Genomic DNA, 21,388 nt, shown 5'->3' on the forward strand with positions numbered 1-21,388 from the left:
CGGTCCCTCCTGTTGATCGATGCTGTATCGCACGGTTTCCCGCCGCAAAGAAGCGGCGTGCGCATCAGCGCATCCGCTGCTTGCCGGTTGACCGGCACCGCGCAACGGTGTCGTATGGCGAAAAAAGAAGGGCATCGCAGCTCTCGATTTCAGGAGGACGCCGATGACCGACAAGACCAACGACCCCGTTGCGGTGTGGCAGAAGATGGTTGGCGAGATGGAGAAGGGGTTCAACTCTTTCGCCAATCAAGCCATGTCGTCGCCTGAGTTCTCGCAAGCGATGAATCGGGCCGGCGGCGTTGCTGCAGGTGCTCAGAAGCAGCTCGGCGAGCTCATGGAGAAGTACCTTGTCAGTATGAATCTGCCGAGCCGGGAGCAGGTCACGGGTCTTGCGGAACGGCTACAGTCCATCGAGGCCCAGATCGGCGAGATGAAGTCGATGCTGAGCCAGATGGCGGCCGGTTCCGGACTGTCGCAAGGCGTCGACGGTGCGCTGCGGCCGCCGCGGACGAAACGCCCGCCCTCCGAAGGCGGAGAGCCCAAATGAACGCGGCGACGGGACTTGATTTCGCTTCCATCCCGGAGCGCATCCAGTCCGAGGTGCAGCGCGCAATCCAGCGCAGCATCAAGGGCGTCGAATATTTCTCGACCTCCGGCCCGACGCTCGGCTCGACGCCGAAAGACGTGCTGCATTCGCGCGGCACGATGAGCCTCTACCACTATCGGCCGATGTCGGACGAGATCTACCGCGTGCCGGTGCTGATCGTGATGGCGACCACCAATCGCGGCTACATCCTCGACCTCGTGCCCGGCCAGAGCTTCATCGAGTTCCTCCTGAGGCGCGGCTACGACGTCTACATGCTCGACTGGAGCGCGCCGCGTCCGGAAGAGAAGAGCCTGCGCATGGAGGACTACGTCCTCGACTTCATCCCGGATTGCGTCCGCCGTGTGCAGGCGGATTCCGGCGAGCAGGACGTCTCCGTCATCGGCTACTGCTTCGGCGGCGTGCTGTCGCTGCTCTATGGCTCGATCCACAAGGACGGGCCGATGAAGAACTTGATCTGCTTCACCACACCGATCGACTTCCGCGAGATGAAGCTGTTCTCCAATTTCTCCGACCGCCGCTATTTCGACGTCGATCGCCTCGTCGACAGCGTCGGTAACGTTCCGCCGGAGATGATCCTGTCCTCGTTCGAGATGCTGCGTCCGGCCTCGCGCACGGTGAGCCAGATCCAGCTCTGGGAAAACATCTGGAACGACGAGTTCGTCAAGTCCTACCGGATGTTCGATCGCTGGGCGACCGATACGCTGCCGCTGGCTGGAGAATATTTCCGCACCATCACCAAGGACCTGATGTGGGACAACAAGCTGTTCAACGACACCATGTCGGTCGGCGGCCGCGCGGCGAAGCTCGAAGACATCAAGGTTCCGTTCCTGCATGCGGTCGCTGAGCACGACCACATCGTGCCCTATGATGCGGCAAAGCACCTGATCGCGAAGATTGGATCGGCGGACAAGGAGGAGGTGATGCTGAAAGGCGGTCACGTCTCGCTGGTCGCCGGCGCCAACGCGGTGAAGCGGCTGTGGCCGAAACTGGACTCCTGGCTGGGGAAGAGATCGACATGAGTGAGCAGCGTTCCTATCCGCGTCAGGTCAAGACCGACGCCGGCGAGATCGAGATCCGCCTGATGTCGCCTGCGGACGAAGCCGCGGTGCTCGCCTTCGGCAAGGGCCTGCCGACGCACGATCTCCTTTTCCTGCCACGCAACATCAGCGAGCCAAAAGTGCTCTCGGCCTGGGTCAAGGAGATCGAGCGAGGTGCGATCACGAGCTTGCTCGCGGTGAAGGACGGCAAGGTCGTCGGCTGCGGCACGCTGGTGCGCGATCCGCATTCCTGGTCGCCCCATGTCGGCGAGATCCGCATGGTGGTCTCACTCGACGTGCGCGGGAAGGGGGTGGGGCGGGCGCTGTCGCAGGAGACCTTTGCGCTCGCGCTCGGCGCAGGCCTGGAAAAGCTCTCGGTCCAGATGACGGTCGACCAGCAGGCGGCGATCGCGCTGTTCGAAAGCCTCGGCTTCAAGGCCGAGGCGCTGCTGCGCGACCACGTCCGCGACGTCGACGGCAAGACCCACGACATTGTCGTGCTCGGCCACAACATCGCGCAGGTCCAGGCCCAGATGGAGGCCTATGGGCTGCCAGGCGCCGTCCAGCACTAGGATCACAAAGACCGGCCGGGCACCGTTGCTCGGGAACCAATTGGTCAAGGAGGCATCATATTGCCTCCCAATCATGCTTTTCACGATTTCGTGATATCGCAGTGCAATATGAATATTGCATCGCACCATTAATTATGTCATATAAGCCGTGCCCCGGGCCAATGAGGACGGGGTGAGCCCATAGCTCAACCCAATGAGGATGGAGAGAACCCCATGACCACTGAAACCAACACTGCCTTCGAGGGCTTCAAGGACGCTTTCAAGAACATCCAGAACCTGGAAGTTCCCGAGGCCGCCCGCGAGTTCGTCAAGAAGACCGCCAACACCGCCAAGGACCGTGCTGCCGAGGTGTTCGCTGGCTCCGAGCGCGTGACTGCCGCCGTCGAGAACGCGGTGACCGAGTCCGTCACCGAGGCCGGCAAGATCAGCCGCAACATCCAGCAGGCGATCTACGAGGACGCCGAGGCGTTCTTCTCGGGCATCGACAAGCTCGCGTCCGCCAAGTCGTTCAGCGAAGCCGTCGAGATCCAGTCGAGCCTGCTCCGCTCCCGCGGCGAAGCGCTCGTCTCGCGCGCCAAGGCGACCACCGACTATCTCGGCAAGCTTGCCGCCAACGGCGCGAAGTCCGCTCAGGACAACTTTGCCAAGGTCTACAACAAGACCGCCTGATTGCGCGTCGCGTTGACAAACTGAATTTTGAGGCCCGCTTCGGCGGGCCTTTTGTTTTCTTGCGGCGCCGTCATTGCGAGCGAAGCGAAGCAATCCAGAGTCTTTCCGCGGAGACAGACTGGATTGCTTCGCTTCGCTCGCAATGACGAGTACTGTGATGCAGCCATGACCCCGCCCGCCACCTTCTCCTTCGACACTCCCGGCGACGCCGAACGCGCGGCCGAGTTGCGCCGTGTGAAAGCATTGGCGACGTTGGTGCTCGCCTCGACGCTGGCCTTGTTCGTCGTCGCGAAGTGGCTGCTGCCCGTGCATCCCGTGTTCGGCTTCATCGCGGCCTTCGCGGAAGCTGCGACCATCGGCGGGCTCGCCGACTGGTATGCCGTGGTCGCGCTGTTCAAGCGGCCGCTCGGCCTGCCGATCCCGCATACCGCGATCATCCAGAGCAACCAGGCCCGAATCGCCGACAAGCTTGGCGAATTCATCCAGGTGCATTTCCTCGAGGCCGGCCCCGTCGAGGCCAAGCTGAACGAGATCGATTTCGGCTCCTTCGTTGCCGACTGGCTGCGCGACCGCAAGCGCAGCGATGATCTCGCGCGTTTTGCGCTGCGCCTGCTGCCGGAGGCCTTCTCCGCGACCGAAAGCTCGGGCCTGATGACCTTCATCATCCGCCGCATGTCCTCGCAACTCCAGGCGATCGACCTTGCGCCGCTCGCGGCCGGCACGTTGCGCGGCTTCGTCGCGGAGGGGCGGCACCAGATCCTGTTCGACGATCTCCTGCGCGTGATGCACGAGACGCTGAACCAGAAGGAGACGATGGCGATGATCCGCGAGAAGGTGCGCGCGGAATTGCCGACCCTGCTCAGGCTCTACCGCGCCGACAAGTTTCTGGTGAACAAGATCGTGGCGTCCGCTACCGCTTTCTTCAATGAGGTGCGCAGCGATGCCAGACATCCGTTCCGCGGCGAGTTCGACCGCATGGTGCTGAGCTTCGTCGACCGGCTCGGCACCGACCAGGCCTATATCGATCGCATCGATGGCCTGAAACGCGATCTGCTGGCGCGGCCCGAGCTTGCTGAGCTTGCCCGCACCGTCTGGGCCAACACACGCTCCTTCATCGAGCGCAGCGCCTCCGGCGAGACGCAGGTGCTGCAGCATCATCTCGCCGGCATGTTCGTCGCCGCGGGTGAGGCTCTCGCCGGCGATGCCGAACTGCGCGGCGAGATCAACAAGGGTCTGGTGACGGTCCTGCGCAGCTTCGTTGCGGATCAGAAGAGCGGCGTCTCCACCTTCATCTCCGACCAGGTCAAGGCGTGGGACATGGCGCAGCTGATTTCGCTGATTGAAATCAACATCGGCCGCGACCTGCAATACATCCGCTTCAATGGCTCGCTGATCGGCGGCCTGGCCGGACTTGCGCTCTACTCCGTAGAATTGCTGCTTCGATTGCTGTGACTTTTGCGTCACGGACGTTAGCATTAACGCGCGGGCCTATTGTGGCCCCGCGTCTCTCCCGCTTGAATGTCGGGAACCGGCCGCCTAGCTGATTCATGTTGCGCTGCGGAACGTTCAAGAAACCGGCGTATTGGAATTCATGCCCATTGCCGGCATCGCGCCCGGCGCCTTCCCAAGGGAAACATTGATGACCGCTACTGCCCAGACGCTGCGCCCGCCGTCCCGTACCCTGATGTTTCTGGAAGGGCGCGCGATCCACGAGTTCGGCGCATTCCTCGGTGCGCTGCCGCTGCTGAGCCTCGCGCCGCGCGGCGATGGGCATCCGGTGCTGGTGCTCCCGGGCCTTGTCGCCTCCGATGCGTCCACCCGCGCGCTCCGCACGTTTCTGTCCGGCAAGGGCTACGCGGTGAGCGGCTGGCGCCAGGGCCGCAACTACGGCCTGCGTCCGGGCGTGCAGCATGCGATGGTCGATCTGGTCCAGGAGCTCAGCGACACCCATGGCCGCAAGATCAGCCTGGTCGGCTGGAGCCTCGGCGGCCTCTATGCGCGCCAGCTCGCCAAGATGATGCCCGCGCGCGTGCGCCAGGTGATCACCCTCGGCAGCCCCTTTGCCGGCGATCCGCGCTCCACCAATGCCTGGCGTGTCTACGAATGGGCAAGCGGGCAGAAGGCCGATCAGGTCGATCCGCGCTTCGGCGGCGAACTCGCCGTGCCGCCGCCGGTGCCGACCACCGCCATCTTCAGCCGCACCGACGGCGTCTGCGCCTGGCAAGGCTGCATGGAGAAGTCGGGCGCGCAGACCGAGAGCATCGAGATCGAGAGCAGCCATTGCGGCATGGGGCATCACCCCGCCGCGGTCTATGCCGTAGCTGACCGGCTTGCGCAGAAGGAAGGCCAGTGGATGCCCTTCGACCGCAGCGGCTGGCGCAGCCTGGCGTATCCCGATCCGCATCGGTGATGCTTCCTTCGCCTCTCCCCGGGTGCGGGGAGAGGCCGACACGCGAAGCGTGGCGGGTGAGGGGGAGTCTCCGCGAGTCCATCTCCCAATGAGTCTGCTGATGCAGCTCCTCACCCCAACCCTCTCCCCGTAAGAACGGGGAGAGGGAGGAAAGAAGCGTCGCTCCCGTCCATTGTCGCGCCCGCATCAAACGCGCTATGCCTCGCGCATGGCGCATCCATTGTCCCGCATCATCGACCAGCTCAAGCGCGAGCCGTCGCGCACCGGCTCCATCGTCATCACCGTGTTCGGCGACGCCATCGTGCCGCGCGGCGGCTCGGTGTGGCTCGGCACGCTGCTGGAATTCTTCGAAAGCCTGGACATCGACAGCGGTGTGGTACGCACCGCGATGTCGCGCCTGGCGGCCGACGGCTGGCTGACGCGTGAAAAGGTCGGCCGCAACAGTTTCTATCGGCTCGCCGACAAAGGCCATCAGACCTTCGAGGCCGCGACGCGCCACATCTACGATCCACCATCGTCGAACTGGACCGGGCGTTTCGAGTTGCTGCTGATCGGCAATGGCGAGGACCGCGATGCCTCGCGCGAGGCGCTTCGCAATGCCGGCTTCGGCAGCCCGCTGCCGGGCGTATGGGTTGCGCCGTCGGGCGTGCCGGTGCCGGACGAGGCTGCGGGCGCTATCCGTCTTGAGGTCTCTGCCGAGGACGACAGCGGGCGCCGCCTGCTCAGCGCCAGCTGGCCGCTCGATCGCACCGCGGACGCCTATCTGAGGTTCATGAAGACATTCGAGCCGCTGCACGCCGCGATCGGCCGCGGAACGACTCTCGCCGACGCCGACGCCTTCACCGCCCGGATCCTGCTGATCCACCACTATCGCCGCGTCGTGCTGCGCGATCCGCTGCTGCCCGAGAGCCTGCTTCCCGCGGATTGGCCGGGCAGGGCCGCCCGCGAACTCTGCGGCGAGATCTATCGCGCGCTGCTTGCTCCGTCCGAACAATGGCTTGATGGCCATGGAACCAATGAAAAAGGGCCATTGCCGGCGGCGCGAAAACTCCTGGAACGGAGGTTCGGCGCCTGATCTTTATGTTACAGAAATATCTTGCATGACGTAATTTATGTTATATATTGTCTCCCAATAAAGCGGGAGGATGCGCATGTACACCCAGGCGCTGAACACGGCCGAGACCGAGGATCGCGGTCTTGAGGACGCGGCCAGGGCTGCGCAATTCCAGGCTCGCATCGATGCGGAGGAACGCATCGAGCCGAACGACTGGATGCCGGCGGCCTATCGCAAGACGCTCACCCGGCAGATCTCCCAGCACGCCCATTCCGAAATCGTCGGCATGCTGCCCGAAGGCAACTGGATCACGCGCGCGCCGACCTTGCGCCGCAAGGCTGCGCTGCTTGCCAAGGTGCAGGACGAGTGTGGCCACGGGCTCTATCTCTACGCCGCCGCCGAAACGCTTGGCACCTCGCGCGAGGAGCTGGTCGACGCCATGCTCGCCGGCAAGGCCAAGTACTCCTCCATCTTCAACTATCCGACGCTGACCTGGGCCGACATCGGCACCATCGGCTGGCTGGTCGACGGTGCTGCGATCATGAACCAGATCCCGCTGTGCCGCTGCTCCTACGGTCCCTATGCGCGCGCGATGATCCGCGTCTGCAAGGAGGAGTCGTTCCACCAGCGCCAGGGCTACGAGATCATGCTGACGCTGTGCCGCGGCTCGGACGAGCAGAAGGCGATGGCGCAGGATGCGCTGAACCGCTGGTGGTGGCCGGTGCTGATGATGTTCGGCCCGCCCGATGCCACGAGCCAGCACAGCGACACCTCGACGAAGTGGAAGATCAAGCGCTTCTCCAATGACGAGCTGCGCCAGAAATTCGTCGATGCCACCGTGCCGCAGGCGCAATATCTCGGCCTCACCATTCCCGATCCCGGCATGACGCAGGATGCCGACGGGCACTGGCGCTACAGCGAGATCGACTGGACCGAATTCAAGCAGGTGCTCGCCGGCAACGGCCCGTGCAACCGCGATCGGCTTGCCGCGCGCCGCAGGGCGCACGACGAGGGCGCCTGGGTGCGCGAGGCGGCAGCTAGCTACGCCGCCAAGCGCGCACGTCGCCAGACCGCTCAAGCGGCCGAATAGGGAGATCACGATGGCCACGCCGAACACGCCGCTGTGGGAAGTCTTCATTCGCAGCCGCAACGGGCTCGCGCACAAGCATGTGGGATCGCTGCATGCGAGCGATGCCACCATGGCGCTCCAGGCCGCCCGCGACATCTACACCCGCCGCGGCGAGGGCCTGTCGATCTGGGTCGTGCCGTCCACTGCGATCACCGCGAGCGACCCCGCCGAGAAGGGCATGATGTTCGAGCCGGCGGAGTCGAAGATCTACCGGCATCCGACATTTTATGAGGTGCCTGAGGAAGTGGGGCATATGTGATGCCGATCGCCAACACCCAGGTCTCCGAAACGCCGCTGGTGCTCTACGTCCTGCGCCGCGCCGACGATGCACTGATCTTCGGTCATCGGCTGTCGGAATGGTGTGGACATGCGCCGATGCTGGAAGAGGACATGGCGCTCTCCAACATCGCGCTCGACCTCATCGGCCAGGCACGCGAGCTCTACACCTATGCGGCCAAGGCCGAAGGCAAGGACAACGACGAGGACAAGCTGGCTTACCTGCGCGACATCAGGCAGTACCGCAATCTGCTGCTGGTCGAGCAGCCCAACGGCGACTTCGCCCAGACCCTGGTGCGGCAGTTCTTCTATTCCGCCTTTGCCGATCTCTACTGGCGCGCGATGATGGCCTCACGCGATGTGACGCTCGCCGCCATTGCCGCCAAGTCCGAAAAGGAGAGCGCCTATCATCTGCGTCATGCCTCCGAATGGATCATCCGGCTCGGCGACGGCACGGACGAGAGCCATCGACGAGCGCAAGCCGCGATTGACCATCTCTGGGCCTTCACCGGTGAGATGTTTGCCGTCGACGACGGCGAACGCGCCCTGATCCATGCGGGTGTCGCCATCGATCCCGGTGTCTTGCGCGGGCGTTGGCTGCAGATGCTCTCCGATGTCGTCAGCGAAGCCACGCTCACGCTGCCGCAGAACGACTGGATGCAGCAGGGCGGCCGCGTGGGCCGGCACAGCGAGCATCTCGGCCATCTCCTGTCGGAGCTGCAATCGATGCAGCGTACCTTCCCGGGGCAGACATGGTGACGGTGCTCGAGAGCAGTGCCGATCTGCGCCAGCGCGCCTGGGATGCCGCGGCGGGCGTGGTCGATCCGGAAATCCCGGTGCTGACGATCGCCGATCTCGGCGTGCTCCGCGATGTCGTGCTCGACGGCGACCATGTCGAGGTCGCGATCACCCCGACCTATTCGGGTTGCCCGGCCATGAACATGATCGCGCTCGAAATCGAGGTCGCGCTGGAGCGCGCCGGCTTCCGCGGCTCAAAGGTACGCACGGTGCTGTCGCCGGCCTGGACCACCGACTGGATGAGCGAGGAGGGGCGGCGGAAGTTGCGCGCCTACGGCATTGCGCCGCCGCAGGCCTCAAGCTCGCGCCGCGCGCTGTTCGGTGAGCAGTCTGTCGCGTGCCCGCAATGCGGCTCTGTGAGGACCGAGCTGTTGTCCCAATTCGGCTCGACCTCCTGCAAGGCGCTGTGGCGCTGCAAGGCCTGCCGCGAACCCTTCGATTACTTCAAGTGTCATTGACCATGTCAGCAGCCGCACCGCGTTTCCATCGCCTGGCCGTCAACGATCTCCGCCGCGAGGCCTCCGACGCCATCTCGATGACCTTCGCCATCCCCGGCGAACTCGCCAGCGATTATGCTTTCACGCCCGGGCAGTACCTCACGCTCCGCACGATGCTGGACGGTGAAGAGGTGCGCCGTTCCTATTCGATCTGCTCAGGTCCCGACGATGGCGAGATCCGCATCGCGGTGAAGAAGGTCGATGGCGGTGCGTTTTCGAGCTGGGCCGCTGATGAACTCAAATGCGGCGACGAGCTCGACGTGATGACGCCGACGGGCCGCTTCGGCGTGGTCGCGCCGGCCGATACGGGGCGGATCCATGTCGGCTTTGCCGCAGGTTCCGGCATCACGCCGATCCTGTCGATCGTGAAGGGCGTGCTCGCACGCGAACCGGCTGGCCGCTTCTTCCTGTTCTACGGCAATCGTACGACCGACAACATCATGTTCCTCGAGCCGCTCGAGGAGCTCAAGGACCGGTTCATCGACCGCCTCTCGATCTTTCACGTCATCTCCGGCGAGGAGCAGGACATCCCGATCCTGCATGGCCGGCTCGACGGCGACAAGGTGAGGGTGCTGCTGCGCTCGCTGGTGCCGGCGGCAAGCATCGATCACGTCTTCATCTGTGGTCCGTCTGGCATGAGCGAGGACATCGAGGCGACCTGCCGCGATCTCGGTATCGCGGAGGAGCGCATCCACGTCGAGCGCTTCGTCTCGGAATTCGGCGGCAAGCCGCGGCCGAAGAAGGTCGTTGCGCCCGATGCGCCGCCGAAGGCGATCGCCTCGCTGATCATCGACGGCAAGCGACGCGACGTGCCGGTCGCCGAGGACGAAGCGATCCTCGATGCCGCGCTGCGCGCCGGCGTCGATCTGCCCTTCGCCTGCAAGGGCGGCATGTGCTCCACTTGCCGCGCCAAGCTGGTCGAGGGCGAGGCGCCGATGGACATCAACTATTCGCTGGAGCCGTGGGAGCTGAAGGCCGGCTTCGTCCTGACCTGCCAGGCGAAGCCATCGTCGGAGCGGGTCGTGGTCGACTATGACCATGTCTGATCGGGCGGGTCAGTGCCCAACAATGCAAATGCGTCGCATTATTTGACACCCTGAACCAACCGGCAGAACATCATGTGCAAGCAATTGGCCGGGAGAAGCGCGTGAACGTCAAAGCCGCCCTGTCGCCTGAGGATATTGCCCGCGCCTGCGCCGATGCGATGTGGGCGGAGGACGATGCCTCCAAAGGTCTCGGCATGGAGATCGTCGAGATCGGTCCAGGCCTTGCGACGCTGGCCATGACGGTGCGGCCGGACATGGTCAACGGTCAGCGCATCGCCCATGGCGGCTTCATCTTCACGCTCGCAGATTCTGCCTTTGCGTTTGCCTGCAACTCGCACAATGAGCGTGTGGTCGCGGCGCAGGGCCAGATCACCTTCATCAAGCCCGGCAAGCTCGGCGATCGGCTCATTGCGAAGGCGCGGGAGATCAGCCGCAGCGGCCGCTCGGGGATCTACGACGTGCGTGTCACCGCAGGCGACACCGTCATCGCGGAATTCCGCGGGCATTCGCGCGTCATTCCCGGAACGTGGCTGCCGGCACAAGACAAGTAAAGAAAAGAACAGACCAATGTGGGGAAACGAGGATGGCTCTGACCAGGCTCAAGGAAGGTGGCACCACCTATAGTGCCGAGATGGACGCGCATGAGCGCGCCTCGCGCGACGAGATCATGGCGTTGCAGAAGCAGCGGCTGGGCTGGTCGCTGAAGCACGCCTACGACAACGTCGCGCATTATCGCAACGCCTTCGACAAGGCGGGCGTGCACCCGTCCGACTTTCGCGAGCTCTCCGATCTCGCGAAGTTTCCGTTCACGGTGAAAACGGATTTGCGCGACAATTATCCTTTCAACATGTTCGCGGTGCCGCGCGAAAAGCTGGTGCGCGTGCATGCCTCCTCCGGCACGACGGGTAAGCCGATCGTCGTCGGCTACACCCAACGCGATATCGATACATGGTCGGAAGTCATGGCGCGGTCGATCCGCGCCGCCGGCGGCCGCACCGGCATGATCATTCATAACGCGTATGGCTACGGCCTCTTCACCGGCGGGCTCGGGGTGCACTACGGCGCCGAAAAGCTCGGCTGCACGGTGGTTCCGATCTCCGGCGGCATGACCGAGCGGCAGGTGCAGCTCATCAACGATTTCCGCCCCGACATCATCACGGTGACGCCGAGCTACATGCTGGCGATCCTCGACGAGTTCAAGCGCCAGAAGCTCGATCCGCGGCAGTGTTCGCTCAAGGTCGGCATTTTCGGCGCCGAGCCCTGGACCAATGCGATGCGCGGCGAGATCGAGGACGCCTTCGACATGGATGCGACCGATATCTACGGCCTGTCCGAGGTGATCGGCCCCGGCGTCGCGCAGGAGTGCATCGAGACCAAGGACGGCCTGCACATCTGGGAAGACCACTTCTATCCCGAAGTGATCGACCCCCAGACGGGCGCGGTGCTGCCGGATGGCGAGAAGGGCGAGCTGGTCTTCACCTCGCTCACCAAGGAAGCTTTCCCGGTGATCCGCTATCGCACCCGCGACCTGACACGGCTGCTGCCGGGCACGGCCCGGCCGGGCATGCGGCGCATGGAGAAGGTGACGGGCCGCTCGGACGACATGATCATCCTGCGCGGCGTCAACCTGTTCCCGACCCAGATCGAGGAGGTGCTGCTCGCCACCGACTGGTGCGGCGGCCACTTCATCCTCGAATTGACCCGCGAAGGCCGCATGGACGAGCTGACCATCATCGCCGAGGCCCGGCCCGAAAGCTGGGACGGCCGCGGTCTCGTCGACCATGCCGACCGGATCGCGACCCACATCAAGAACACGATCGGCATCAGCTCCAATGTGCGGGTGGTGGCGCCCGCCACGCTGGAGCGTTCGCTCGGCAAGGCCAGGCGCCTCTACGACAAGCGGCCGAAGGATTGACTTGACCACCCGTAAGGGCGACAAGGCCCGCGAGAAATCGCGGGTCTTTTCGATGTCACCAGCCGATACCAAAGCCGTCGAAGCGCGCTGTGTGCGCCTCAATGCCAAGGCCGAGAATGCGGCTGCGCTTGCGCCGGTTGTCGAGCGTCAGACGCTCGCGCGCGGTCCAAACGATCTCCTGATCGAGGTGAAGGCCGCCGCCGTCAATCCGTCCGACGTCAAGGCCGCGACCGGGCTGATGCCCTATGCCGTATTCCCGCGCACGCCGGGCCGCGATTATGCCGGCGTGGTGATCGATGGCCCGGCCGGCACCGTCGGCCGCGAAGTGTTCGGTTCCTCCGGCGATCTCGGCATCCGCCGCGACGGCACCCATGCCAGCCATCTCGTCGTCGAGCTCGACGCGATCGTGGAGAAACCCAAGACGGTGTCCTGGGAGGAGGCTGCCGGCATCGGCGTTCCCTTCGTCACCGCGATGGAAGGCTTTCGCCGCGCGGGCGTGCCGAAGAGCGGCGAGACGGTGCTGGTGTTCGGCGTCAACGGCAAGGTCGGCCAGGCCGCGGTGCAGATCGCGACCTGGCAGGGTGCGCGCGTCATCGGCGTGGTGCGCAAGGCGGAAGCTTATGAAGGCCACGCCAACGCGCCCATCGAGGTGATCGACGCCTCCGCGACCGATGTCGCCGCGCGCGTGCGGGAATTGACCAGCGGCAAGGGCGCCGACATCGTCTTCAACACGGTCGGCGATCCCTATTTCCAGGCTGCGCACAAGTCGCTCGCCTTGCGCGGCCGCCAGATCCTGATCGCCGCGATCGACCGCATCGTGCAGTTCAACATCCTCGAATTCTACCGGGGCCAGCACACCTATGTCGGCATCGACACGCTCGGCCTGTCTTCGACGGCGACAGGCGCGGTGCTACGTGACCTCGGCCCCGGCTTTGCAAGCGGTCACCTGAGACCGTTTCCGATCAAGGCGAATGCCGTCTATCCGCTGGAGCGCGCCAAGGAGGCGTATGTCGCGGTCGCCGGCTCTTCGCGGGATCGCGTGATCCTGAAGCCGTAGTCATGGACTCGTCCGCCCAACTCGTCATCCTCGCCGGCCTCGTCATCGGGCTCATTTACGGCGCCGTGGGTCTGCTCAGCGGCTTCTGCCTGATGAGCAGCATGCGCGGATTCCTCGCCGAAGGAGACGGCCGGCTGGTGCGGTCCTATGCGCTGGCGATCGCTGTCGCGATCGCCGCGAGCCAGGTCCTGGCCGGCAGCGGCGCCGTCGATCTCGGCAAGTCGATCTACCTGCAACAATCCTTCTCGGCGCCGGTGCTGTTCCTCGGCGGCCTGCTGTTCGGCTACGGCATGGTGCTGTCGAACGGCTGCGGCTCGCGCGCGCTGGTGCTGCTCGGCCGCGGTAATCTCCGTTCCTTCGTCGTCGTGATCGTGCTCGCCATCGCCGCGCAGATGACGCTCAAGGGCCTGATCGCGCCGGCGCGCATTGCGCTGGTTCAGGCCTCGCAAACCACGGTCAACACGAATTCGCTGCCGTCGCTGCTGGCGGCGCTCGGTCCCTCTGAAGCTCTCTCGCGGGCGATTGCCGCAGCCGGGATCGTCGTCGCCCTGATCCTGTTCGCGTTCGCCCACCCGGTGTTTCGCCGTTCGCCGGGCCAGATCGCGGCGGGCGTCATCGTCGGTGTCCTCGTTGCGAGCGGCTGGTTCGTCACCGGCTATCTCGGCGCCGACGACTTCAATCCCGTCCCCGTGACCTCGCTCACCTTCGTCGCGCCGATCGCCGATAGCCTGCAATATGCCATGCTCTCGACCGGCCTGACGCTGAATTTCGGCATCGCGACGGTTGCCGGCGTCTTCGCCGGCAGTCTGGCGACGGCACTCGCTACGGGTCGCTTCAAGCTCGAAGGCTATTCATCGCCGCGCCACATGCTGCGCTCAGGCAGCGGCGCCGCGCTGATGGGCACCGGCGGCGTGATGGCGTTCGGCTGCTCGATCGGACAGGGGCTCACTGGCGTGTCGACGCTGGCGCTGGGCTCGTTCGTTGCGCTCGCCGGCATCCTGCTCGGCACGACGGCAGGCCTGCGCGGCGTGCTGCGCGTTCAACCTCTCGCGATGGCCTGACTGCGCAGCAGACGATCCCCGAGCGTTGCCAGGCCGATGCCGGCGACGATCAGTCCGGCCGCGACAGCAAGGCTCATGTCGATCGGTTCGCCCAGCAGGATCGCCGCACTGGCGATGCCGACGAGTGGTGTCGCCGTCGTGCCGAGAGACGTCGTCAGCGCCGAGATGCTCTTGTTGACCATCGACATCGCCCAATAGGCAAGCGCCGTCCCGATCAGGCCGGAATAGAGGAACAGGAGCACGAGCCTCCATGACCATTCTGCGTGTGGCAGGCCGTCCGCGATTGCTGCGCTAACAGTCAGGACGATCGTTGCGACGAGTACCTGCCAGATCAGCAGCTGGAGCGGAGAGGCGATCCAGCGATGCGCGCGAATATAGATGATGTTCGCGGCCCAGGAGATCGCGGCCAGGATGACCATGCCGGCGCCGAGCACGACGTTGGTATTGGTCCAGTCGATCGATGCCGGGTTCAGAATCACGGCAAGGCCGATCAACCCAAGCAGCGCGCCGGCGAGTTTGGGCGCGGTCAGTGTATCTTTCGCCAGCAGGGGCGCGGCGATCGCGACCCAGAGCGGTGTGGTGTAGCCGAGCACGATGGCCTTGCTCGCGGGCAGGAAGCGCACACCGGCCGCAACCAGGACCGAGAACACCGTCATGTGCAGCACCGCCACGCTCAGGACCACAGGAATGTCGCGCCGGTCCGGGATCACCAGATTGTTGCTCAGTCCGAGGATCACGAACAGTCCGGCCAGCGCGATCCAGCTCCGGATCGCTGAAGCCCACAGCGGGGAGAGGAACTGGACGAGCTGCTTCGTCACCGACCAGTTCACGCCCCAGGCCAGCACGACGATGAGGAACAGGCCGACGGCGGCGCGGGGTGACAGGGAGTTCATTTCGGAGGTCCTTGAAGCAGTCCGGCCTGGCGGATAGCATCCGAGCTGGCACCAGCAAAAGTGCCAGATCGCGAAGGAATAAGGTGCCAGTTCCAGAAGAGATGATCGCCGGCCTGATCGAGCTGAAGCGGACCGGCGAGGAAGGGCTAATGGCTCAACTGACGAGCCAGCTCAGGGAGCTGATCGGAAGCGGCCGCATCGGCAGGGGCCGCGGGCTGCCGTCGAGCCGACAGCTTGCGAGCGATCTCGGCGTCTCCCGCAACACCGTGACCTATGCGTTCGAGCAGCTTGCCGCCGAAGGATATCTGGCTGCGTCGCGCGGGCGGCGCCCGGTCGTGACGGTCGACGGCGGTGAGCGTATCGTAGCAGCTGGCGCCGCGACATCACGTGTCCGCGCCGGCACGCCGCGCCTCTCTCCCTGGGCCTCGAAGCTCAAGCAGGCGGACTGGCCGATGTCCTATCTGGCGCAGCTGAAACCCCTGCGGCCGGGGCATGGCGATTTCAGGGAGTTTCCGAACGAGGTCTGGGTGCGCTGTCTGCGCCGCAGCGCCGTGCGTGCGGCCAGGCGCGAGCTCGGCCCCGTCAACCGTCCGCGCCTGCGCGAGGCGCTGGCGCATTATCTGGCAACCAGCAGAGGCGTTCGCGCCACGGCGGACCAGATCATGATCCTGCCGAGCGCACAGGCTGCGCTCACCTTGATCGCAGCTGCCGTCATCACGCAAGGTGACGAGGTCTGGGTCGAGGATCCCGGCTATCCCGGCGCCGCGGCTGCCTTCCGTGCCTCCGGCGCGCGCGTGACCGGCATCAGGCTGGACGAACAGGGCATGCAGCGGATGCCGGGCCTTGCGGCTCCAACGCTGATCTTCATGACGCCATCGCACCAGCATCCGACCGGCCGGCTGATGTCGCTGGCCCGCCGCACCGAGTTCTTGGGCATGAGCAAGCCCGGCAAGACCTGGATCGTGGAGGACGATTACGACGGCGAATTTCACTATGACAGCCGGCCGGTGCCGGCGTTGCAGGGGCTCGATGCCCATGGCCGCGTTTTCTATGTCGGTACGTTCTCGAAGGCGATGACCTCGGATATCCGTCTCGGCTATCTCGTCGTGCCGCCGGCGCTGGTCAGCACCCTGGAGATCGCGCAGCGGCATATCGGACTGATCGCCGCCAGCCATGTTCAGGAAGCGCTGGCCGAGTTCATTGCCGACGGGCATTTCCTCGCGCATCTGCGCCGGATGCGCCGGCTCTATCACGCACGCCGCGATCATCTCGTCGAGGGACTGGAGCGCCATCTTGGCGAGGTGCTCACGGTCGAAGTGCCCTCGGGCGGCATCCAGCTCGTCGCGCGTCTCAAGCGCGGTCGCGCTGATCAGGCCGCGGTCAAGGGGCTGGTCGAAGCGGGGGTCGAGACGCGCGCCTTGTCCAGCCTTGCGCTCGGCCGGCCGCGCGATCACGGCCTGCTACTCGGCTTTGCGGCATGGCGCGAGAACGAGATCAGCGCCGCCATACGGACAATGGCATCGTGCTTCTAGAGCATGATCCGGAAAAGTGTGAAGCGGTTTTCCGAAAAGATCATGCTCAAACAATAAGGCGTTAGTCTACGGCCTTGGTCACGATGCGGATCTCCGAGGTCAGCGTGCGATGCACCGGGCACTTGTCGGCGATCTCCATCAGCTTCTTGCGCTGTTCGGCATCGAGCGCGCCGTCCATCGCGATGTCGCGCTCGATCTGGTCGAGCATGCCCTCGCGCGTCTCGCACTCCGCGCAATCCTTGGCGTAGATCTTGGAATGTTTCAGCGTGACCGTGACGCGCTCGAGCGGCAGCGACTTGCGGTCGGCATAGAGGCGCATGGTCATGGAGGTGCAGGCCCCTAAGCCTGCGAGCAGGAAGTCATAGGGGCCGGGGCCGGCATCCTCGCCGCCGGCAGCGACCGGCTCGTCCGCCACCAGATGATGCGGCCCGACGGTGATGATCTGATTGAACTTGCTCTTGCGGGTCTCCTGCACCATCACCTTGCGCGGCTCCTCGACGAGATCGATCGCTTTTGCAGGCTTTGCGGCGTCGATGTAGCGGCTTGCCCAGGCCGCGATCACGTCGGCCGCGTAGAGCGCGTCGGCCGGCCTGGTGAGGAGATGGTCGGCGTGGTCGAGCGAGACGAAGCTCTTGGGATGCTTGGCCGCGACGAAGATCTTGGTCGCATTGTCGATGCCCACGGTGTCGTCGACCGGCGAGTGCATCACCAGCAGCGCCTTGTGCAGGCCGGTGACGTCCTTGATCAGCTCATGCTCGGCGATGTCTTCGAGGAATTCGCGCTTGATGCGGAATGGACGCCCGGCAAGCGACACTTCGACCTCGCCCTGTGCGCGGATCGCGTCGACATGCTCCCTGAACAGGCCGGTGACGTGGGCGGGGTCAGATGGCGCTGCAATGGTCACCACCGCTTTCGCCTCGGGAACCTTGCTGGCTGCGGCGAGGATCGCAGCGCCGCCGAGGCTATGGCCGATCAGGATCGACGGCGCCCTGCGCGTCGAACGCAGATGATCGGCCGCGCGCACGAGATCGGCGACGTTCGAGGAGAACGTCGAATTGGCGAAATCACCCTCGCTGGAGCCGAGGCCGGTAAAGTCGAAGCGCAGCACCGCGATGCCCTTGGCAGCGAGCGCGACCGAGATGCGCTTGGCCGCCAGCGTGTCCTTGCCGCAGGTGAAGCAGTGGGCAAACAGCGCGAAAGCTGAAGGTTCACCATCCGGCAGCTCCAGCGCGGCCGCGAGCTGATGGCCGCCTTCGCCGGTGAATTGAAAGCGTTCCGTCGGCATGGGCTTCCCCCGTCTCCTGGTTGAAACTTAGTCGCCTGAATAGCGCTGCTCGGTCCAGGGATCGCCGCGGTTATGATAGCCGCGGACTTCCCAGAAACCGGGCGCGTCGTCGGTCAGGAATTCGATCGCCTGGAGCCATTTGGCGCTCTTCCAGAAATACAGATGCGGCACGACCAGCCGCACCGGGCCGCCATGCTCCTTCGTCAGTGGCTGGCCGGACCAGCTATGGGCGAGCAGGGCATCCTCGGCAGCGAAGTCGTCCAGCGCGAGGTTGGTGGTGTAGCCGTCATAGGAATGCAGCACGACGAAGCGCGCATCCTCGCGCGGCCGGCAGGCGGCGAGCAGCTCCCGCGTGGCGAGGCCTTCCCAAAGGTTGTCGTAGCGCGACCAGGTCGTCACGCAGTGGATGTCGGAGGTGAACTGGGCCTGCTTCTGTGCAGTGAACTCGGCGAAGGTCCAGAACACCGGATGTTCGATCGCGCCGTAGACGTCGAGCCGCCAGCGCTCACGCGAGACCGGTGGCACGACTCCGAGGTCGAGCACCGGCCAGTCCTTGGTGAGGTGCTGGCCCGGCGGCAGCCTTTGATCTTCCGGACGCGTGATCTTGCCGGTGAGGAAGCGGCCCTCGCGCGCCCATTTCTCCTTGGTGCGCGTCAGCTTGCTGTCGGGCGGCTCGTTGTCGTCGGCCATCAGCTTACTCGTGGCGATGCATGGCGGAGGCGTGCTTGGTGTCGCGCATGGTGGAATAGATGATCAGCGACAGGCAGATGACGCCGCTGAGGTAGAAGTAGAACCATTCCTCGTGCCCGATGCTCTTGAAGTAGAGCGCGATCGCCGGTGCCGTGCCGCCGAAGATCGAGACCGTGATGGCATAGGGCAGGCCGACGCCGAGCGCGCGGACATTGGTCGGGAACAGCTCGGCCTTCACCACGGCGTTGATCGAGGTGTAGCCGGCGACGAACAGCCAGGCACAGCAGATCAGGATGAAGGCCATGAAGGGCGACTTCGTCTCCTTCAGCGTCATCAGCAGCGGCACGGTCGCGAGCGTACCGGCGACGCCGAAGAAGATCAGCAGCGGTTTGCGCCCGATCTTGTCGGAGATCGCGCCGTAGATCGGCTGCAGGATGGTCGCGAAGATCAGCGTGCCGAAGATCACGAAGGTGGTCTGGTCTTCGGTCAGCCCGACCGAGAGTTTGACGAAGGTCTGCATGTAGGTGGTGAAGGTGTAGAACGCGGCGGTGCCGCCGGCGGTGAGGCCCACCACCAGCAGCAGTTCGCGCGGATAGCGCAGCAGGTTGGTGATCGAGCCGGTCGGCTTCACCACCTTCTTGGCTTCCTCGAACGCCTCGGTCTCGTGCAGATTGCGCCGCATCACCGCTGCAAAGATCGCCAGCCCCGCGCCGATCGCGAACGGGATACGCCAGCCCCAGGCCTTCAGCTCCTCCGGCGTGAGGAAGACCTTTTGCAGGAGCAGCAGCACGATGATCGCGGTGAGCTGGCCGCCGATCAAGGTCACATATTGGAAACTCGAATAGAAGCCGCGGTGCCTGGGATCGGCGACCTCGCTGAGATAGGTGGCGCTGGCGCCGTATTCGCCGCCGAGGCTCAGGCCTTCGATCACGCGGGCCAGCGCCAGGATCACCGGCGCGGCAAGGCCGATCGTGGCATAGGTGGGTGTCAGCGCAATGATCAGCGAGCCGAAGCACATGAAGACGACGGACAGCGTCAGCGAGATACGCCGGCCGTAATGGTCGGCAAGGTAGCCGAAGAACCAACCGCCCAGGGGCCGCATCAGGAAGGTCGCTGCGAATACGACGGCGACGTTCAATTGCTGCACGACCGGGTCGTTGCCGGGGAAGAAGGCGGGAGCGAAATAGAGCGCGAACGCCGTATAGGCGTAGAAGTCGTACCACTCGACGAGATTGCCGATCGAGCCGATGAAGATCGCCTTGATCCGCCGCTCGGCGTCGGCGATGTCAATGTGGTCGGAGGCCGGTTGGGTTGCTTGCTCAGTCACGTCCGGCCTCTCTCCGTATCTCTGTTGGAGAGGCCTACATCGCCTTTCCGAGCAGAAATGGCAACTGGCGGGGGCCTCTCACCGTGCCCTGCGACCAGGTCACGGTGCCTGCCGGATCGAGCCCGAAGTCCGGAATGCGCTTCAGCCATTCCTCCAGCGCAACCTGCATCTCCATGCGCGCAAGGTTGGAACCGACGCAGCGGTGGATGCCAAGGCCGAAGGCGGCGTGGCGGTTCTCGCGGCGGTCGATCACGACTTTGTCAGCGTCCGGAAACATCTTGGGGTCGCGGTTGGCGGCCGGGAACGACAGCAGCACCATGTTGCCCGCCTTGACCGGGCAGCCTGAGATCGTGGTCTCCTTGACCACCTCGCGGGCCATGGTCACCGGCGAATAGGCCCGCAGCAGCTCCTCCACGGCGATCGGGATCAGCCCGGGCTCGGCGATCAGCCGTTCGCGGTCTGCTGGCGTTCTGGCGAGATGCCAGAGCGAGGAGCCGATCGCGCTCCAGGTGGTGTCGATGCCGGCGATCAGGAGCAGCCGCAGCGATCCCAGCACGTGGGACTCTTCCAACGGCTGGCCTTCCTTGTCCTTGGCGTTCATCAGATAGGAGATGAGATCGTCGGTCGGCTTCGATCTACGCTCCTCGATATGCGTCCTGAAATAGTCGCTCATCTCGTGCACCGCCTGGAGCAGCATGGTCTCGTCCTTGATGCCGAGCTCCAGGATCATGTGGATCCAGTTGACGAAGAGGTCGCTGTCGCTCTCGGGAATGCCGAGCATATGGGCGATGGCCCGAACCGGGATGTACTTGCTGTAGCGCGCTGCGGCATCGACCTTGCCGTCGGAGACGAAGCCGTCGATCAGCTCGTTGCAGATGGCGCGGACCCGCGGCTCGAGCTTCTTCATCGCGTCGGGCGTGAAGGGGGGCAGCAGCAACTGCTTGGCCGGCTTGTGCACGGGCGGATCGGAGGTGATCGGCGGGGCCGCGTTCCGGGAAATCTCCGGCCGGACGTCGCGGACGATGATGCGGCGCGAGGAGAAATGCTCGGAGTCGTTGGCGATCTCGCGCACCGCTTCATAGGTCGTCGGCATGTAGCAGCCGAGGAAGCGCTCGGTGTGCACCACCGGGCTTGCGGAGCGCAGCTCGTCCCAGATCGGGAAGGGGTCTTCCGTCCATTGCGGATCGGTATGGTCGAAATCGTTGACCCAATCGGTCACGGGCGGATGGGCGACAGGTTGGCTGACGTCGGACATCGCGGGGAAATCCTCAGGCTGTTGTTCGCTGAAATCACGCGCATGCGGGCATGCAGGAAGCCCGCGCTACTCCTCGATCACATCGATTGCGATTTCCGGGCAATTGGACTTGGCAAGCCAGGCCTTGTCTTCGAGCCCCGGCGGAACCGTGCCGTCGCCGGCTTCGCGGGCGTTGCCGTATTCGTCGAGCTCGAACAGCTCCGGCGCCAACGCCTTGCAACGGGCATGGCCCTGGCATTTGTCGGGGTCGACTTGAACCTTCAGTCGCTCTGTCATGG

Annotated in this window: 23 protein-coding genes; 17 read left to right on the top strand and 6 right to left on the bottom strand. The window is 64.7% G+C overall.

The window, feature by feature from the left end:
- Positions 1 to 163: 163 nt before the first annotated feature.
- The 16 genes from A3M7_RS0111025 to A3M7_RS0111100 all read left to right on the top strand — a co-directional run bounded on the left by A3M7_RS0111025 (position 164) and on the right by A3M7_RS0111100 (position 14,128).
- Entirely contained in the window at positions 164 to 547 is a 384-nt protein-coding gene (locus A3M7_RS0111025; RefSeq protein ID WP_027543983.1) for a hypothetical protein, read from the top strand.
- Complete coding sequence (locus A3M7_RS0111030; RefSeq protein WP_027543984.1) at positions 544 to 1,626, top strand: alpha/beta hydrolase; 1,083 nt, start codon at positions 544 to 546, stop codon at positions 1,624 to 1,626. The genes A3M7_RS0111025 and A3M7_RS0111030 overlap by 4 nt, the downstream gene beginning before the upstream one ends.
- Positions 1,623 to 2,216, top strand: coding sequence for a GNAT family N-acetyltransferase (locus A3M7_RS0111035; RefSeq protein ID WP_027543985.1), 594 nt, complete (start codon positions 1,623 to 1,625; stop codon positions 2,214 to 2,216). The genes A3M7_RS0111030 and A3M7_RS0111035 overlap by 4 nt, the downstream gene beginning before the upstream one ends.
- A 213-nt stretch (positions 2,217 to 2,429) precedes the next feature.
- Positions 2,430 to 2,885 carry a phasin gene (locus tag A3M7_RS0111040; protein WP_027543986.1) on the top strand — a complete coding sequence of 152 codons (456 nt, stop codon included), beginning with the start codon at positions 2,430 to 2,432 and terminating at the stop codon, positions 2,883 to 2,885.
- A 165-nt stretch (positions 2,886 to 3,050) separates the two neighbouring features.
- Positions 3,051 to 4,337 carry a DUF445 domain-containing protein gene (locus tag A3M7_RS0111045; protein WP_027543987.1) on the top strand — a complete coding sequence of 429 codons (1,287 nt, stop codon included), beginning with the start codon at positions 3,051 to 3,053 and terminating at the stop codon, positions 4,335 to 4,337.
- A 187-nt stretch (positions 4,338 to 4,524) separates the two neighbouring features.
- On the top strand, positions 4,525 to 5,295 hold the full coding sequence (locus A3M7_RS0111050) for an alpha/beta fold hydrolase (protein ID WP_027543988.1): 771 nt from the start codon (positions 4,525 to 4,527) through the stop codon (positions 5,293 to 5,295).
- A 208-nt stretch (positions 5,296 to 5,503) separates the two neighbouring features.
- The gene (gene paaX / locus A3M7_RS0111055; RefSeq protein ID WP_027543989.1) at positions 5,504 to 6,370 is read left to right on the top strand and encodes a phenylacetic acid degradation operon negative regulatory protein PaaX; all 867 of its coding nucleotides are present in this window, start codon (positions 5,504 to 5,506) and stop codon (positions 6,368 to 6,370) included.
- Positions 6,371 to 6,446: 76 nt separating this feature from the next.
- Positions 6,447 to 7,439, top strand: a complete 993-nt coding sequence (gene paaA, locus A3M7_RS0111060) for a 1,2-phenylacetyl-CoA epoxidase subunit PaaA (protein WP_027543990.1) — start codon at positions 6,447 to 6,449, stop codon at positions 7,437 to 7,439.
- A 10-nt stretch (positions 7,440 to 7,449) separates the two neighbouring features.
- Positions 7,450 to 7,737 carry a 1,2-phenylacetyl-CoA epoxidase subunit PaaB gene (gene paaB / locus A3M7_RS0111065; RefSeq protein ID WP_008136594.1) on the top strand — a complete coding sequence of 96 codons (288 nt, stop codon included), beginning with the start codon at positions 7,450 to 7,452 and terminating at the stop codon, positions 7,735 to 7,737.
- Positions 7,737 to 8,513: a 1,2-phenylacetyl-CoA epoxidase subunit PaaC gene (gene paaC, locus A3M7_RS0111070; protein ID WP_027543991.1), complete on the top strand. Its 777-nt coding sequence runs from the start codon at positions 7,737 to 7,739 to the stop codon at positions 8,511 to 8,513. Before paaB ends, paaC begins: the two co-directional genes overlap by 1 nt.
- Entirely contained in the window at positions 8,507 to 9,010 is a 504-nt protein-coding gene (gene paaD / locus A3M7_RS0111075) for a 1,2-phenylacetyl-CoA epoxidase subunit PaaD (RefSeq protein ID WP_027543992.1), read from the top strand. Before paaC ends, paaD begins: the two co-directional genes overlap by 7 nt.
- Before the next feature lie 2 nt (positions 9,011 to 9,012).
- Positions 9,013 to 10,095, top strand: coding sequence for a 1,2-phenylacetyl-CoA epoxidase subunit PaaE (paaE, locus tag A3M7_RS0111080; RefSeq protein ID WP_027543993.1), 1,083 nt, complete (start codon positions 9,013 to 9,015; stop codon positions 10,093 to 10,095).
- Between the two features lie 101 nt (positions 10,096 to 10,196).
- Positions 10,197 to 10,646 (top strand): hydroxyphenylacetyl-CoA thioesterase PaaI, encoded by a 450-nt coding sequence (gene paaI / locus A3M7_RS0111085; protein WP_027543994.1) that lies wholly within the window; start codon positions 10,197 to 10,199, stop codon positions 10,644 to 10,646.
- A gap of 32 nt (positions 10,647 to 10,678) precedes the next feature.
- On the top strand, positions 10,679 to 12,010 hold the full coding sequence (gene paaK, locus A3M7_RS0111090) for a phenylacetate--CoA ligase PaaK (RefSeq protein WP_027543995.1): 1,332 nt from the start codon (positions 10,679 to 10,681) through the stop codon (positions 12,008 to 12,010).
- 52 nt (positions 12,011 to 12,062) lie between these two features.
- Entirely contained in the window at positions 12,063 to 13,067 is a 1,005-nt protein-coding gene (locus A3M7_RS0111095) for a zinc-binding alcohol dehydrogenase family protein (RefSeq protein WP_027543996.1), read from the top strand.
- A gap of 2 nt (positions 13,068 to 13,069) precedes the next feature.
- Positions 13,070 to 14,128 carry a YeeE/YedE family protein gene (locus A3M7_RS0111100; RefSeq protein ID WP_027543997.1) on the top strand — a complete coding sequence of 353 codons (1,059 nt, stop codon included), beginning with the start codon at positions 13,070 to 13,072 and terminating at the stop codon, positions 14,126 to 14,128.
- Here the strand turns inward: A3M7_RS0111100 and A3M7_RS0111105 are convergent.
- Positions 14,107 to 15,021 (bottom strand): DMT family transporter, encoded by a 915-nt coding sequence (locus tag A3M7_RS0111105; protein WP_027543998.1) that lies wholly within the window; start codon positions 15,019 to 15,021, stop codon positions 14,107 to 14,109. The genes A3M7_RS0111100 and A3M7_RS0111105 overlap by 22 nt on opposite strands.
- Before the next feature lie 101 nt (positions 15,022 to 15,122).
- On the opposite strand from A3M7_RS0111105, the gene A3M7_RS0111110 reads away from it, so the two are divergent.
- Complete coding sequence (locus A3M7_RS0111110) at positions 15,123 to 16,553, top strand: PLP-dependent aminotransferase family protein (protein WP_027543999.1); 1,431 nt, start codon at positions 15,123 to 15,125, stop codon at positions 16,551 to 16,553.
- 61 nt (positions 16,554 to 16,614) lie between these two features.
- On the opposite strand, the gene A3M7_RS0111115 is transcribed toward A3M7_RS0111110, so the two are convergent.
- The 5 genes from A3M7_RS0111115 to A3M7_RS0111135 all read right to left on the bottom strand — a co-directional run bounded on the left by A3M7_RS0111115 (position 16,615) and on the right by A3M7_RS0111135 (position 21,386).
- Entirely contained in the window at positions 16,615 to 17,838 is a 1,224-nt protein-coding gene (locus A3M7_RS0111115; RefSeq protein WP_027544000.1) for a bifunctional alpha/beta hydrolase/OsmC family protein, read from the bottom strand.
- 27 nt (positions 17,839 to 17,865) lie between these two features.
- On the bottom strand, positions 17,866 to 18,528 hold the full coding sequence (locus tag A3M7_RS0111120; protein ID WP_027544001.1) for a sulfite oxidase-like oxidoreductase: 663 nt from the start codon (positions 18,526 to 18,528) through the stop codon (positions 17,866 to 17,868).
- A 4-nt stretch (positions 18,529 to 18,532) separates the two neighbouring features.
- A complete protein-coding gene (locus A3M7_RS0111125) occupies positions 18,533 to 19,855 on the bottom strand; it encodes an MFS transporter (RefSeq protein ID WP_027544002.1) in 1,323 nt (440 codons plus the stop codon).
- A gap of 34 nt (positions 19,856 to 19,889) precedes the next feature.
- The gene (locus A3M7_RS0111130; RefSeq protein ID WP_027544003.1) at positions 19,890 to 21,110 is read right to left on the bottom strand and encodes a cytochrome P450; all 1,221 of its coding nucleotides are present in this window, start codon (positions 21,108 to 21,110) and stop codon (positions 19,890 to 19,892) included.
- Positions 21,111 to 21,176: 66 nt separating this feature from the next.
- Positions 21,177 to 21,386 (bottom strand): ferredoxin, encoded by a 210-nt coding sequence (locus A3M7_RS0111135; RefSeq protein WP_027544004.1) that lies wholly within the window; start codon positions 21,384 to 21,386, stop codon positions 21,177 to 21,179.
- Positions 21,387 to 21,388: the final 2 nt, after the last annotated feature.

The organism is Bradyrhizobium sp. WSM2254, assembly GCF_000472645.1.
In the GTDB taxonomy this organism is placed as follows: domain Bacteria; phylum Pseudomonadota; class Alphaproteobacteria; order Rhizobiales; family Xanthobacteraceae; genus Bradyrhizobium; species Bradyrhizobium niftali.

Excerpts from the sequence above, each read along its gene's own strand:
- A3M7_RS0111110 (WP_027543999.1), top strand. The coding sequence starts at position 15,123 with ATGATCGCCGGCCTGATCGAGCTGAAGCGGACCGGCGAGGAAGGGCTA.
- A3M7_RS0111095 (WP_027543996.1), top strand. The coding sequence starts at position 12,063 with ATGTCACCAGCCGATACCAAAGCCGTCGAAGCGCGCTGTGTGCGCCTC.
- paaK (WP_027543995.1), top strand. The coding sequence starts at position 10,679 with ATGGCTCTGACCAGGCTCAAGGAAGGTGGCACCACCTATAGTGCCGAG.
- A3M7_RS0111105 (WP_027543998.1), bottom strand. The coding sequence starts at position 15,021 with ATGAACTCCCTGTCACCCCGCGCCGCCGTCGGCCTGTTCCTCATCGTC.
- A3M7_RS0111035 (WP_027543985.1), top strand. The coding sequence starts at position 1,623 with ATGAGTGAGCAGCGTTCCTATCCGCGTCAGGTCAAGACCGACGCCGGC.
- A3M7_RS0111135 (WP_027544004.1), bottom strand. The coding sequence starts at position 21,386 with ATGACAGAGCGACTGAAGGTTCAAGTCGACCCCGACAAATGCCAGGGC.
- A3M7_RS0111050 (WP_027543988.1), top strand. The coding sequence starts at position 4,525 with ATGACCGCTACTGCCCAGACGCTGCGCCCGCCGTCCCGTACCCTGATG.
- paaA (WP_027543990.1), top strand. The coding sequence starts at position 6,447 with ATGTACACCCAGGCGCTGAACACGGCCGAGACCGAGGATCGCGGTCTT.
- paaD (WP_027543992.1), top strand. The coding sequence starts at position 8,507 with ATGGTGACGGTGCTCGAGAGCAGTGCCGATCTGCGCCAGCGCGCCTGG.
- paaE (WP_027543993.1), top strand. The coding sequence starts at position 9,013 with ATGTCAGCAGCCGCACCGCGTTTCCATCGCCTGGCCGTCAACGATCTC.
- A3M7_RS0111025 (WP_027543983.1), top strand. The coding sequence starts at position 164 with ATGACCGACAAGACCAACGACCCCGTTGCGGTGTGGCAGAAGATGGTT.
- paaB (WP_008136594.1), top strand. The coding sequence starts at position 7,450 with ATGGCCACGCCGAACACGCCGCTGTGGGAAGTCTTCATTCGCAGCCGC.
- A3M7_RS0111130 (WP_027544003.1), bottom strand. The coding sequence starts at position 21,110 with ATGTCCGACGTCAGCCAACCTGTCGCCCATCCGCCCGTGACCGATTGG.
- paaX (WP_027543989.1), top strand. The coding sequence starts at position 5,504 with ATGGCGCATCCATTGTCCCGCATCATCGACCAGCTCAAGCGCGAGCCG.
- A3M7_RS0111115 (WP_027544000.1), bottom strand. The coding sequence starts at position 17,838 with ATGCCGACGGAACGCTTTCAATTCACCGGCGAAGGCGGCCATCAGCTC.
- A3M7_RS0111030 (WP_027543984.1), top strand. The coding sequence starts at position 544 with ATGAACGCGGCGACGGGACTTGATTTCGCTTCCATCCCGGAGCGCATC.
- A3M7_RS0111120 (WP_027544001.1), bottom strand. The coding sequence starts at position 18,528 with ATGGCCGACGACAACGAGCCGCCCGACAGCAAGCTGACGCGCACCAAG.
- paaC (WP_027543991.1), top strand. The coding sequence starts at position 7,737 with ATGCCGATCGCCAACACCCAGGTCTCCGAAACGCCGCTGGTGCTCTAC.
- A3M7_RS0111040 (WP_027543986.1), top strand. The coding sequence starts at position 2,430 with ATGACCACTGAAACCAACACTGCCTTCGAGGGCTTCAAGGACGCTTTC.
- A3M7_RS0111100 (WP_027543997.1), top strand. The coding sequence starts at position 13,070 with ATGGACTCGTCCGCCCAACTCGTCATCCTCGCCGGCCTCGTCATCGGG.
- A3M7_RS0111045 (WP_027543987.1), top strand. The coding sequence starts at position 3,051 with ATGACCCCGCCCGCCACCTTCTCCTTCGACACTCCCGGCGACGCCGAA.